The sequence below is a fragment of the Streptomyces sp. NPDC059455 genome (assembly GCF_042750115.1).
Classification (GTDB): domain Bacteria; phylum Actinomycetota; class Actinomycetes; order Streptomycetales; family Streptomycetaceae; genus Streptomyces; species Streptomyces endocoffeicus.
Window position 1 is genome coordinate 1 of sequence record NZ_JBHYVB010000257.1, and the last position, 13,639, is coordinate 13,639.

A 13,639-nucleotide genomic window follows, 5' to 3' on the forward strand; every position below is an offset into this window, starting at 1 on the left:
CCCGCGGCGCCCCCCCCCGCGGGGGGCGCCGCGGGGCCGCTCGCGACGGGCTGCGTCCCCACGCCCGCGCGGCGCGGCCACCCCACCCGCCCGGCCCGCCGCGCCCACGCCGCGCGCCGGGCGGAGGAGGCGGAGCGGGCCCGGCCGGGCAGTGCCGACTGGCGGATCCGCTCGGTGGGGCCGCCCGACGCCATCGAGGGTTATACCGACCGGGTGAGCGTGCTATCCGACGAGGAGGTCGGGCTCCATGTGTCGACGACCGCCCCCGCCTTCCGCGTATCGGCCTATCGGATCGGCTGGTACGGCGGGGCGCAGGCGCGGCTGGTGTGGCGGTCGCGCCGGGTGGACGGCAGGAAGCAGGGCCCGCCCCTGTTCCTCGACGCCACCCGCACGGTGCGGGCCGACTGGGACCGTTCGCTCCGCATCCGCGCCCGGAACTGGCCGGAGGGCGCGTATCTGCTGCGGCTGGACGCCTCGAACGGCCATCAGCGCTATGTGCCGCTGATCGTGCGCTCGCGGCAGGCGCGGGGCCGGACCCTGCTGATGCACGCACCGGCCACCTGGCAGGCGTACAACACCTGGGGCGGCTACAGCCTCTACCAGGGCCGGGACGGTGCGTACGGGTCGCGCTCGCTGGCCGTCAGCTTCGACCGGCCGTACGCGGCCGACGGGGCGGAGAAGTTCCTGGTCTACGAGCGGGCCGTGGTGGTCCTCGCCGAACGGCTGGGCCTTCCGCTCGCGTACACCACGGGCGTGGACGTCCATCTGCGGCCGGCCGTGCTCGAGGGCGCCACGGCCGCCCTGTCGCTCGGTCACGACGAGTACTGGACCCCGCAGCAGCGGCAGTACGTGACCCGGGCCCGGGACGACGGCACCAATCTGGCCTTCCTCGGCGCCAACACCTGCTTCCGCCGGATCCGGCTGGAGCCCGGCCCCGGCGGTGCCCCCGCGCGCACCGTGGTCTGCTACAAGACCGCCTACCGGGATGACCCGTACCTGGTGAACCATCGCGACCTGGCGACCACCGACTTCCGTCAGCCCCCGGCGCCCGATCCCGAGTCCTCGCTGACCGGCGTCCTCTACGAGGGCTACCCGACCGACGCCCCGTACGTCGTCCTGGACAGCGGCCACTGGCTGTTCGCCGGGACCGGGGTGGACGACGGCGACTCCTTCGACCATCTGGTGGGTGTGGAGTACGACCGGGTCACCCCGGGCGACCCCACCCCGGCGCCACTGCGGATCATCGCCCACTCCCCCCTGGTCTGCCGGGGGCGGCACAGCCACTCGGACTCCGCGTACTACACCGTGGCGAGCGGGGCGGGGGTCTTCGCCTCGGGGACGATGCGCTGGGTGGAGGCCCTGATGGCGGGGACCCATGAGAACGGGCGCGATCACGGGATGGACGCGCGCACCAGGGCCTTCGTCACCCGCGCCACGGAGAATCTGCTGCGTGCCTTCGCGGCGGGGCCCTGCGGCAGGGACAAGCCGCGGCCGAAGGGCAATGTGCGCGCGGTGTACGGAGTCGGGGCGCGTGCCGAACCCGCGTGAGCGGCGGGGCTCCCGCGCCCGGGAGCCCCGCCTGTCAGGCGCCGGAACCGGCTAGCTGGAACCGGCTATTCGAAGAGATCCGCGTACGACCCCATCGCCAGCGCGATGTCCGCCTGGGCCCAGAACCGGTGGTACGTGAAGCTGGGCACCGCGCCGCCCTTCAGATACGCCTCGACCTTGGACCAGGCCGGGTCGTTCTTGTAGAAGGAGCGGATCGACATGAAGGTGGAGCTGGAGTCGATCTTGTCACCGTTCGGCATGGTCCCGGTCCAGCCGCTGGGTACGTAGACCGGGTCGTCGAAGCGGTTGTAGTCGGCGCGGGTCTCGGGGACCGCGATGCCGAGGGCGTCCTGGTAGTTGTTCCACATGCCGTCCAGCAGCGCCTTCGCGGTGTCCCTGGCCTTGGTGTCGCCGGACTTGGCGGCGTAGTAGGACAGGGTCTTGGCGTACGCGGCCGCCACGCCGACGTCATTGGTGTAGTCGGCGACGGTGACGTGCAGGTTCGCGTTGGCGCCGGGGCTGGAGGCGTTCCAGGTGTCGGGCTGGCCGGACCACTGGAGGGTGGACGGGATCTGGTAGGTGCCGTTGGCGTTGACGGTGGTCTTGGACAGCGCCCACTTCACCCACTTGTCCAGGACCGTCTTCGCGGAGGCGTCACCGGTGCGGTTGTAGTACTCCGCGACGCGCTCCATGGACCACGCCTGGAAGCCGAACCACTGGTTGGACGGCGGGTCGTGGTAGACCGGCTTCTCGTCGTAGTACATGCCGTAGAAGGTGGAGCTGCCCGACGGCGGCGTGGCATAGCGGCCCTGCCAGCTGTTGGTGGCGCCGCCCGCGATGGCGCCCTCGCTCGACTGCAGCCAGCGGTAGAACTCCAGCTGGCGCTTGAGGCTGGTGGACCAGTCGCTCGCGCCCGTCGCGGACTTGGGCTTGAGGTCGGCGTACGAGCTCAAGGCCCAGGCCGCCATGGGGTTCTGGTAGCCGCCGTGGGCGTGGCTGGAGCCGATGCGCCAGGACCAGCCGGCGGAGGTGTCGGTGGCGCCGCCCCAGGCGTAGTACCAGGACAGCAGGTAGTGGGAGCTGTTCTTGCCGCTCCCGGCCGGGCAGGTGGTCTCCCCGACACAGTTGCCGATCTTCTTGAAGTACTTGTCGTACATCGCGTAGCGCAGATAGTCGCCCATCTTGGCGGCCTTGGCGATGTTGCCGGAGATCTGGCCGCCCTTGCCCTGCGCCTTGGCCCACTCCGAGGCCCAGTAGGCGGCCTGGACGACCCGGGCGTCGGCGTCGGGGGCGTTGGTGAACTTCCACTGCTTGGCGTACGCGGCGTCGCCGGTGAACAGGTCCAAGTAGCCGTTCTTGCCGCCGTACTTGAAGCCGTCGCAGGTGGGCTGGGTCACGGTCTCCCAGACCGACTCCTGCGGACCGCGCTGGAAGGTGTTGACATAGCTGGGGCCGGTGTCGCTCGGCCCGGCCTCGCACTTGCCGGGCGCGTTGCCGTAGCCGTAGACGTTGTCGACGTCCTGGATCCAGTGCATGCCGTAGATGTCATCGGTGCCGTACGCGCTCTTCAGCTCGGCGGCGATGGGGTCGTTGCCGACCGGGACATTGCCGTTGAGCTGCGAGGGGTACTGGGAGGGCTGGTCCCACTCGGGCGCGTAGGTGGCCGGCTTGGAGGCGTTGTAGAAGCTGTTGGTGGGCTGGTCGGCGTGGGTGGGGATCATGTACTTCTCCATGAGGTCCCACGCGTTGTTGAACTTGGACCAGTCCCCCGTGACCTTGCCGTACATCGCCTGGAGCCAGATCAGATAGCTGTACGCCTCGGAGGTCGTCTCATGGCCGTGGTCGGGGGCCTCGACGATCAGGGTCTCCACCGAGTGGTACGGAACGCCCTCGGGGGAGAAGTAGCCCGCCGAGGGTGTGGTGATCTTGTTGTAGAGGTCCAGGAAGCGGGCGTCGTAGACCTTCGCGGCGGCCAGCTGGGTGACGGTGACCTCGGCCTTGGTGTGGCCGGCGGCGGTCGCGGTGAAGGTCGCGGCGCCGGTGCCGGAGTTCGCGGCGGCGACGGTCACCTGCTGGGCGGTGTCCCAGTTGGCGGGGGTGAAGGTGAGGGCGGCGCCCGAGGAGACCGTGAGCCCGGTGTTGCCCGAGGTGCGGGCGACGGAGACCGTGACGTTCGCGGACGGCTTGGTGGACAGCTTGACGCCGAACGTCCCGGTCTTGCCCTGCTGCACCCCGAGCTGCCCGGGACTGGCCACCAGCGCGGGCCCGGCCGCCACATGGATGCCGACGGGGGTGGACTCGGCGGCGGCGCCCTGGCTGTCGTACGCCTTGGCGTAGAGCGAGTAGTCGCCCGCCGGGACGTCCTGGTAGTCGAAGGCGTACGAGGAGGTGGTGTCGGTGCCGAGGAGCTTGGTGTCGCTGTAGAACTCGACCTTGCTGATCGTCGCCCCGTCGGCCGCCGCGGCCGTGGCCGTCATCGGGACGGTGCCGCCGGAGCTGAAGACGGCGCCGGGTGACGGGCTGCTCAGCACCGCGATGGGCGGCTGATGGGCGCCCCGGCAGGCCACGCCGTTGACGGCGAAGGAGGTGGGGGCGGCGTTGGTGCCGCTGTAGGTGAACTGGGCGCCGGTGGTGACATTGCCCCCGGCCGCGATCTTCGCGTTGTGCCCGGCGTTGGTGACGGTGACGGTCTTGCCGGACTGCGACCAGCTGCCGTTCCAGCCGTTGCCGAGCTTCTGGTTGCCCGCGTAGTCGTAGGTCAGGGTCCAGCCGTCGATGGCGTCGGTGCCGGGGTTGGTGATGGTGAGATCGGCGGTGAAGCCGGAGCCCCAGTCATTGGTCTTGTAGTCGACCCCGCACTGGACCGCCGCGGCGTGCGCGGGGGCGGTGCCGCCCGCCGCGGTCATGGCCACGGGGAGCGAGAGGGCGGCGGCCAGGGTGGTCACCAGCCGCCTCATCCGTCGTCGTGCCCCTGATCGTCGTGGACCGGATAAGGGCGAGCCACGCTGTACGCGCATCTGGGGGGACCTCCTCGCGGTTCGTGCGGGTGGTGGGGAGTGCGTGTGCGAACCAGTGGGAGCGCTCCCAAGGTTCGTGTCAGCCCGAAGGAGTGTCAAGTCTTTGAACAACACCCGGTCGTCGAACGCTTTCGACCGATGATTCGTGAACGGAGCTGTTGACATGCGCCCGTCGAGCGCTACCTTCACTTCAACCAGTGGGAGCGGTTCCAGCAGTCTGCGCCGCATCGAACGGCGCTTGGACCTCGAGGAGTCGCTCCATGCGAGCACCCCCGCGTCTTTATGCCTTGGTGGCCGCCGCGGTCCTCTCCGTGGTGGGTACCGCCTTGGTGCCCACGGCCACCGCCACCGCCTCGGCGGCGAGCGGCCCGGCCGTGACCGCTTCGGCGGCCGACGCACCGGCTGAGTCGCCGAAGCCGTCGAAGCCGTTCCGCCCGAACGCCGCACCGCCCAAGCTCCGCGCCTCCGGCAACAAGCTCGTCGACGAGAACGGCACCACCCGGCGGCTGCTGGGCGTCAACCGCTCCGGCGGTGAGTTCATGTGCGTCCAGGGGCGTGGCATCTTCGACGGCCCCGTGGACGACGCGGCCGTCAAGGCCATCGCCGACTGGAAGGTCAACGCGGTCCGGATCCCGCTCAACGAGGAGTGCTGGCTGGGCCTTTCCCACATCAACGCGGCCTACGGAGGGGCCAACTACATCGCGGCCGTCAAGGCACTCGTCGCCCGGCTGGAGGCCCGTGGCATCACGCCCATCGTCGAACTCCACTGGAGCCACGGCAGATACACCGGCGGGGACAGCCACTGCGCCGACACCGAGTACGCCACCTGCCAGAAGCCGATGCCGGACGCGCAGTACACCCCGGCCTTCTGGACCTCGGTCGCCCAGACCTTCAAAGGCGACCAGGCCGTGGTCTTCGACCTGTTCAACGAGCCGTTCCCGGACCGCGCCACCTCCGATCCGACGGCGGCGTGGAAGTGCTGGCGCGACGGCGGGAGCTGCCCCGGGATCGACTTCCAGGTCGCCGGGATGCAGACCCTGCTGAACGCCGTACGGGCCACCGGCGCACGGAACCTGGTGCTGATCCCCGGGGTCGCCTACGCAGGCGATCTGCGCCAGTGGCTGACGTACAAGCCGAACGACCCGGCGGGCAATCTCGCCGCCGCCTGGCACACGTACAACTTCAACACCTGCGCCAGCGAGAGCTGTTTCAACGAACAGCTGGCCCCGGTCATCGCCCAGGTCCCGTTCGTGGCGGGCGAGATCGGCGAGAACACCTGCTCCCACGGCTATGTCGACCGGGTCATGGCCTGGCTGGACGCCAAGGGTGCCTCGTATCTGGGGTGGACCTGGAACACCTGGGACTGTTCCTCGGGCCCGTCCCTGATCAGCGATTACAACGGCACGCCGACCAACTACGGCGTGGGACTCCGCGATCACTTGAAAGGAATGCAATGAGCCGCAGAATCCGAATGGCGGGCACCCTGCTCGCCGCCTCCGCGCTGACCATGGGGGCGCTGACCGGCGTGGCGTCCGCCCAGGTGGACAGCGGCAGGGCGGCCGCCGCGAAGGTCGACAACCCGTACTCGGGCGCCAAGGTGTACGTGAACCCCGACTGGTCGGCGAAGGCCGCCGCCGAGCCCGGCGGCAGCAAGATCTCCAACCAGCCGACCGGCATCTGGCTGGACCGGATCGCCGCGATCAACGGCACGGGCGGCGCGATGGGGCTGCGCGCCCACCTCGACCGGGCGCTGCAGCAGTCGAGCGGCAGCCCGACGGTCGTCCAGTTAGTGGTCTACGACCTGCCCGGCCGTGACTGCTCAGCGCTGGCGTCCAACGGCGAGCTGGGCCCGACCGAGATCGACAAGTACAAGACCCAGTTCATCGACCCGATCGCGGCGATCCTCTCCGAGTCCAAGTACGCCAACTCTAGTCTGCGGATCGTCACCACCATCGAGGTCGACTCGCTGCCCAACCTGGTCACCAACACCGGCGGCAAGCCCACCGCGACGCCCGAGTGCGACACGATGAAGGCGAACGGCAACTATGTGAAGGGCGTCGGCTACGCCCTGAACAAGCTGGGCTCGATCGGCAACGTCTACAACTACATCGACGCCGGGCACCACGGCTGGATCGGCTGGGACGACAACTTCAACCCCACCGCACAGGTGATCAAGCAGGCGGCGACCGCCGAGGGCAGCACGGTCGACAAGGTGGCCGGCATCATCGTCAACACGGCCAACTACAGCGCGCTCAAGGAGAACAACTTCACCATCAACGACTCGGTCAACGGCACCACCGTGCGCCAGTCGAAGTGGGTGGACTGGAACCGGTACGTGGACGAGCTCTCCTACGCCCAGGCGTTCCGCCAGGAGCTGGTCAACGTCGGCTTCCCGAGCAACATCGGCGCGCTGATCGACACCTCCCGCAACGGCTGGGGCGGCTCGGCCCGGCCCAGCGGTCCCGGCGCGAAGACGGACGTGGACACGTACGTCAACGGCGGGCGCTACGACCGCCGGATCCACGTCGGCAACTGGTGCAACCAGTCCGGAGCCGGGCTCGGTGAGCGGCCCAAGGCGGCACCCGCGGCCGGGATCGACGCGTATGTGTGGATGAAGCCCCCGGGCGAGTCGGACGGCGCGAGCTCCCAGATCCCGAACGACGAGGGCAAGGGCTTCGACCGGATGTGCGACCCGACGTACACCGGCAACCCGCGCAACAACAACAACATGTCGGGTGCGCTGGCGAACGCCCCGCTGTCGGGCCACTGGTTCTCGGCCCAGTTCCAGGAGCTGCTCAAGAACGCCTACCCGGCGCTGTAATCCGCCTGACCGGCGCCGTAATCGCACAACCCGTCCCCTGAAGTGGGGCCGGTGGACACTGTCCACCGGCCCCACACCTATTGCTGTCTCAGGAGGACTCCCTGCGCACCAGCTGCGTCGGCAGCACCATCTGTGGCCGCTTGGCCGTGCGGTCCGAGCGTCCCGCGATCTCCTCCAGCAGCACCCGCACCATCGCCCGGCCCATCTCCTCCGTGGCCTGCCGGACGCTCGTGAGCGGAGGGTCCATATGGCGGGCGACGGCCGAGTCCTCGAAGCCGACCAGCGCCACATCGTCCGGGATGCCGCGCCCGTTCTCGCGCAGCACCTGGCGGGCGCCGGCGGCCATCACGTCCGAGGCGGCGAAGACCCCGTCCAGGTCCGGGCGCTGGCTGAGCAGTTGCCGCATCGCCCGGCGGCCACCCTCCTCGGTGAAGTCAGCGGAGGCCACCAGCTCCGCCTCCACCTCCCGGCCCGCCGCCCGGACCGCGGCGCCGTAGCCCTCCAGGCGGCACTGCGCGACATACATGTCCAGCGGGCCGGTGATGGTGGCGACCGTCTCGCGGCCGCGGCCGATGAGGTGCTCCACGGCGGACTGGGCGCCGCCGGTGTTGTCCGAGTCGACGTACGGGACGGTTTCGTGCGCCGAACGGCGGCCGCTGAGCACCGCGGGCATCTCGATCCGCTCCAGCAGATCCGGCAGCGGGTCGTCCGCGTGGACGGAGACCAGCAGCACCCCGTCGACCCGGTGCGCGGAGAGGTAGTCCGCGAGCCGCTGCCGTTCCTTGGGGGTGCGGATGAGAGTGAGCAGCAGCTGGAGATCGGTGTCGGCGAGTTCGGCGCCGACACCGCGGATGATGTCGGAGAAGTACGGTTCGGCGAAGAGCCGGGTCTCGGGCTCGGGGATGACCAGGGCGACGGCGTCGGCACGGTTGGCGGCGAGGGCGCGGGCCACCCGGTTCGGCACATAGCCGAGTTCGGCGACGGCCTGCTCGACGGCCGTGCGGGTGCGATCGCTGACCCGGGGCGAACCGTTGATCACCCGGGAGACGGTGCCGCGGCCGACTCCGGCGCGGGCCGCCACCTCCTCGAGGGTCGGCCGTCCCCGCCCCCCGCCATGCCGCCGCGTTCCTGCCATATCGCGCCTCCAGCCGTCCATGCCCAGCAGCTCCAACCCCCCAAATGGGCGGCTGCGTGGACATTCAACAGCAGTGTGGTTTCGGGAAGTTGTTTCGCGCACTCCCTTGACACCCCAGCGAGGAGCCGCGACCCTTCAACACATCACAGCTGGGAGCGCTCCCACCGTACCTGAGTCATACACAACCCGCACGATGCCCACCCGACTCGATGCATCTCAAAGAGCTATGTATCACCACTTTTTGGCTGGAAGCCGTTGGGTGGGGCGCTAGGAGGACGGAATGCGCAGGAACACTGGTAGTCACCGCGGCACGGCCGTGGTCCTCGCGGCCGTCGCCGCTTTAGGAGCCGGGCTGCTCAGCGGCTGCGCCGATGACGGCGACGACGGATCCGCCGACTCATCCAGCGGCGGCAGCAGCAACGGCAAGACGGTCGTGACCGTTGGCACGTATGGCGTCATGGGTTTCAAACAGGCCGGACTCTATGACGAATACACAAAGCTGCACCCGGATATCAAGATCGAAGAGAATGTGATCGACCCGGCCTCGAACTACTACCCGCAGTTGCTCACCCACCTCGGCTCGGGCAGCGGGCTCGCCGACATCCAGGCGGTCGAGGTGGGCAACATCAATGAGGTCACCACCACCCAGGCCGACAAGTTCGTTGATCTTTCGAAGGCGGACGGCGTCAAAAAAGAGAACTTCCTCGACTGGAAGTGGGCTCAGGCCACCGCCAAGGACGGAAAGACGATCGGCCTCGGCACGGACGTGGGCCCGATGGCGATCTGCTACCGCAAGGACCTCTTCCAGCAGGCCGGGCTCCCGGCCGACCGTGAGGCGGTCTCCAAGCTCTGGGCGGGCGACTGGCAGAAGTACCTCGACGCCGGCAAGGACTACGCGAAGAAGGCACCGGGCGGAGCCGCGTTCCTGGACTCGGCCGGCGGACTGTTCAACGCGGCGGTCTCCGGCGGTTCGGAGGTCTACTACGACAAGAGCGGGAAGCCCATCTACAAGGACAGCCCGGCCGTGAAGAAGGCCTGGAAGCTGGCGACCGACGCGTCCGCGTCCAAACTCTCCGCGGGGCTCCAGGAGTTCACCAAGCCCTGGCAGCAGGCGCTCGCCAACGGCAAGTTCGCCACCGTCTCCTGCCCGGCCTGGATGCTCGGCCAGATCAAGGAATACGCCGGGGACAAGTACAAGGGCAAGTGGGACGTCGCAGCCGCCCCCAAGCCCGCCAACTGGGGCGGCTCCTTCCTCTCCGTGCCGCAGGCGGCGAAGAACAAGGACGAGGCGGTCAAGCTCGCCACCTGGCTGACCGCGCCCGAGCAGCAGGCCAAGCTCTTCGAGAAGCAGGCGAGCTTCCCCAGCGCCCAGACCGCGTACGACCTGCCCCAGGTGGCCGACGCCAAGCTCCCGTACTTCGACAACGCGCCCATCGGCAAGATCTTCTCCCAGGCCGCGAAGGACAGCCCGACGCAGGTCCTGGGCCCGAAGGACGCCGTCATCAAGCAGAACTTCACCGATGTCGGCCTGCTCCAGGTCGAGCAGCAGGGCAAGTCCGCCGCCGAAGGCTGGAAGGCCGCGATCAAGACGAACGACAACGCGCTGGACCAGTGACCGGACATGACCGCACCTTCCGGTTTCACCCCTGATACGGCCGCGCCCCCCGCAGGGCAGGGGGGCGCGGCCCCGCGCGCCGCGACCGCGCCGGCGCCCGACCCGGCCGAGCAGCGGCGCCGCGACCGGCGCAGCCGCCGCTACCGCTGGGATGTGCGATGGAGCCCGTACGCCTTCGTCGCCCCCTTCTTCGTCTTCTTCGCCGCCTTCGGCCTCTTCCCCCTGCTCTACACGGGGTGGGCCTCACTGCACCAAGTGGAGCTCACCAACCCCACCCATATGGAGTGGGCGGGATGGCACAACTTCTCCAGGCTGTGGGAAGACGAGTTCTTCTGGAAGGCGCTGCGGAACACCTTCACCATCGGGGTGATCTCCACCGTTCCCCAGCTGCTGATGGCCCTCGGGATCGCGCATCTGCTCAACTACCGGCTGCGCGCCTCGATGTTCTTCCGGGTGGCGATCCTCACCCCGTACGCCACCTCCGTCGCCGCCGCCACGCTGGTGTTCGCGCTGCTCTTCGGGCGTGACTACGGCATGGTCAACTGGTCTCTGGGGCTGGTCGGCCTGGACGGCGTCGACTGGCAGAACGGCACCTGGACCTCGCAGATCGCGGTCTCCACGATCGTCATCTGGCGGTGGACCGGCTACAACGCGCTGATCTACCTGGCCGCCATGCAGGCCGTGCCGAACGATCTGTACGAGTCGGCGGCGCTGGACGGGGCCTCGCGCTGGAAGCAGTTCCTGCATGTCACCGTCCCGTCGCTGCGGCCCACCATCCTCTTCACGGTCGTCGTCTCCACGATCGGGGCCACCCAGCTCTTCGGTGAGCCGCTGCTGTTCAACACCGCGGGGACGGCCACCGGCGGCGCCGATCACCAGTACCAGACGCTCGGCCTGTACATGTACGAGCAGGGCTGGGTGAACCTGCACCTCGGCCGGGCCTCCGCCATCGCGTGGACGATGTTCCTGATCCTGCTGCTGATCGCCGCGGCCAACGCGCTGTTCGCGCGACGGCTGCGAAAGAGCCAGTGAGGGAGACGAGGAGAACCATGAGCGCCACTGTCTCTTCCCGGCAGACACTCGATCCGGCAGCTTCCGCGCGCACCGCTCCAGGGGGCGGAAAGGGCCGCAACCGAGCGGGCAGGCAGCTGCACGGGGGCAAGATCACCTACGCCGTGCTGATCCTGTTCACCGTCGGCTCGCTCTTCCCACTGGTGTGGACCGCCATCGCCGCCTCCCGCACCAACACCCGGCTGGCCCAGACACCCCCTCCCCTGTGGTTCGGCGGCAACCTCTTCGACAACCTGGACAAGGCGTGGAACGGCGCCAACATGGGCACCGCGCTGCTCAACACGACGGTGGTGGCGGGCGCGGTCGCGGCGTCGACCGTGCTGTTCTCGACCATCGCGGGCTTCGCCTTCGCCAAGCTGCGCTTCCGCTTCAAGAACATCCTGCTGATGCTCACCATCGGGACGATGATGGTGCCGCCCCAGCTCAGCGTCGTACCGCTGTACATGATGGTGGCCAAGCTGGAGTGGACCGACCAGCTCCAGGCGGTCATCGTGCCGACGCTCGTCAGCGCCTTCGGGGTCTTCTTCATGCGGCAGTACCTCTCCCAGGCGCTGCCGACCGAGCTGATCGAGGCGGCGCGGATGGACGGCGCGAGCAGCTTGCGGATCATCTGGCATGTCGTCTTCCCGGCGGCGCGTCCGGCGATGGCGGTGCTGGGGATGCTCACCTTCGTCCAATCGTGGAACGACTTCTTCTGGCCGTTCATCGCGCTCACCCAGAACGGCAACCCGACCATGCAGGTGGCCTTGACCGGTCTGAGCCGTGGATACACCCCGGATCAATCACTGATCATGGCGGGGGCGCTGCTGGGCACCCTGCCGCTGCTGATCGCCTTCGTCCTCTTCGGCAAGCAGATTGTGGGGGGCATCATGCAGGGCGCGGTCAAGGGCTGAGCGGCCCGCGACCACCGCTCCGTCCTCCCTCCCCGTTTCCTCCCCTCCCCACGACCTCGAATGGGAGCGCTTCCATGACTCTTACCTTCCCGCCCGGATTCCTGTGGGGCGCGGCCTCGGCCGCCTATCAGGTCGAGGGCGCCGCCCAGGAGGACGGCCGTACCCCCTCCATCTGGGACACCTTCAGCCACACCCCCGGCAAGGTGCTCGCCGGTGACACCGGTGATGTGGCGGTCGACCACTACCACCGCTTCCGCGAGGACGTCCGGCTGATGGCGGAGCTGAACCTGGGGGCGTACCGCTTCTCGGTGTCCTGGTCGCGGGTGCAGCCGACCGGCCGGGGACCGGCCGTGCAACGCGGGCTCGACTTCTACCGCTCGCTGGTGGACGAGCTGCTGGGCGCCGGCATCCAGCCGGTGGTCACCCTCTACCACTGGGACCTCCCCCAGGAGCTGGAGAGCGCTGGCGGATGGCCGGAGCGCGAGACCGCCGAGCGGTTCGCCGAGTACGCGGGCATCGTGGCGGAGGCGCTGGGCGACCGCGTCGAGTTCTGGACCACCCTCAACGAGCCGTGGTGCAGCGCCTTCCTGGGCTATGGCTCGGGGGTGCACGCCCCGGGCCGCACCGAGCGGCTGGCCCCGCTGCGCGCCGCCCACCATCTGAACCTCGCCCATGGCCTCGGCGCCCAGGCGCTGCGCGCCGCGCTCCCCGCCCGCGCGCAGCTCGCCATCAGCCTCAACCCGGCCGTGGTCCGGCCGCTCAGCGACAAGCCCGAGGACCTGGACGCGGCGCGGCGTATCGACGCACTGGCCAATCGCGTCTTCACCGGGCCGCTGCTGCGCGGCGCGTACCCCAGCGACCTGATCAAGGACACCGCCTCGATCACCGACTGGTCGTTCGTCCGCGATGGCGATCTGGCCGTCATCAAGCACCCCCTGGACGCGCTGGGCATCAATTACTACACACCGTCATTGGTATCAGCCGCCACCGACAACGACGGTTCGCCCGCCCGCCACGACGGCCACGGCGCCAGTGCCCACTCCCCGTGGCCGGGCTCGGAAGGGGTGGCGTTCCACCAGACCCCGGGCGAGCGCACCGAGATGGGCTGGACGATCGACCCGACCGGGCTGCACGACCTGCTGATGCGCTACAGCCGTGAGGCGCCGGGCGTACCGCTGTACATCACCGAGAACGGCGCCGCGTTCGACGACAAGCCGGACGCGGAGGGCGCGGTCCACGACCCGCGGCGGATCGACTACCTCCAGGCCCATCTGGCCGTGGCCCACCAGGCCATCGCGGACGGCGCCGATCTGCGCGGCTACTTCCTGTGGTCACTGATGGACAACTTCGAATGGGCGTACGGCTACAGCAAGCGCTTCGGCGCGGTCTACGTCGACTACCCGACGCAGGCCCGGGTGCCGAAGTCCAGCGCCCGCTGGTACGCCCGGGTGGCCCGCACCGGAGAGCTTCCGGCGGTCTGACCGGGGCCCACGTCCGGGGGGGGGCGCGGGCGGGGGGGGGGGGCGCGGGCGGCGGCGG

The 13,639-nt window shown here is 69.4% G+C and carries 9 protein-coding genes; 7 read left to right on the forward strand and 2 right to left on the reverse strand.

Annotated elements, in window-relative coordinates:
* Positions 1-1,548: N,N-dimethylformamidase beta subunit family domain-containing protein (locus ACFXB5_RS47650; protein ID WP_385220732.1), on the forward strand; the 1,548-nt coding region annotated here is incomplete at its 5' end.
* Positions 1,549-1,613: 65 nt separating this feature from the next.
* Here ACFXB5_RS47650 and ACFXB5_RS47655 read toward each other — a convergent pair.
* Complete coding sequence (locus ACFXB5_RS47655; protein ID WP_385220735.1) at positions 1,614-4,505, reverse strand: glycoside hydrolase family 48 protein; 2,892 nt, start codon at positions 4,503-4,505, stop codon at positions 1,614-1,616.
* A 320-nt stretch (positions 4,506-4,825) separates the two neighbouring features.
* Between ACFXB5_RS47655 and ACFXB5_RS47660 the strand changes: the two genes are divergently transcribed.
* Together ACFXB5_RS47660 and ACFXB5_RS47665 are read left to right on the forward strand one after the other, a co-directional pair.
* Positions 4,826-6,022 (forward strand): glycoside hydrolase family 5 protein, encoded by a 1,197-nt coding sequence (locus ACFXB5_RS47660; RefSeq protein WP_385220738.1) that lies wholly within the window; start codon positions 4,826-4,828, stop codon positions 6,020-6,022.
* On the forward strand, positions 6,019-7,386 hold the full coding sequence (locus tag ACFXB5_RS47665; RefSeq protein WP_385220741.1) for a glycoside hydrolase family 6 protein: 1,368 nt from the start codon (positions 6,019-6,021) through the stop codon (positions 7,384-7,386). The genes ACFXB5_RS47660 and ACFXB5_RS47665 overlap by 4 nt, the downstream gene beginning before the upstream one ends.
* 88 nt (positions 7,387-7,474) lie before the next feature.
* On the opposite strand, the gene ACFXB5_RS47670 is transcribed toward ACFXB5_RS47665, so the two are convergent.
* Entirely contained in the window at positions 7,475-8,521 is a 1,047-nt protein-coding gene (locus tag ACFXB5_RS47670) for a LacI family DNA-binding transcriptional regulator (RefSeq protein ID WP_385220743.1), read from the reverse strand.
* Between the two features lie 280 nt (positions 8,522-8,801).
* On the opposite strand from ACFXB5_RS47670, the gene ACFXB5_RS47675 reads away from it, so the two are divergent.
* From ACFXB5_RS47675 to ACFXB5_RS47690, 4 genes are all read left to right on the forward strand, one after another.
* Positions 8,802-10,136, forward strand: coding sequence for an ABC transporter substrate-binding protein (locus ACFXB5_RS47675; RefSeq protein ID WP_385220746.1), 1,335 nt, complete (start codon positions 8,802-8,804; stop codon positions 10,134-10,136).
* Between the two features lie 6 nt (positions 10,137-10,142).
* Positions 10,143-11,168, forward strand: coding sequence for a carbohydrate ABC transporter permease (locus tag ACFXB5_RS47680; RefSeq protein ID WP_385220749.1), 1,026 nt, complete (start codon positions 10,143-10,145; stop codon positions 11,166-11,168).
* Between the two features lie 17 nt (positions 11,169-11,185).
* Positions 11,186-12,100, forward strand: a complete 915-nt coding sequence (locus tag ACFXB5_RS47685; protein ID WP_385220752.1) for a carbohydrate ABC transporter permease — start codon at positions 11,186-11,188, stop codon at positions 12,098-12,100.
* A gap of 74 nt (positions 12,101-12,174) precedes the next feature.
* Complete coding sequence (locus ACFXB5_RS47690) at positions 12,175-13,581, forward strand: GH1 family beta-glucosidase (RefSeq protein ID WP_385220755.1); 1,407 nt, start codon at positions 12,175-12,177, stop codon at positions 13,579-13,581.
* The last annotated feature ends 58 nt before the right edge of the window (positions 13,582-13,639 follow it).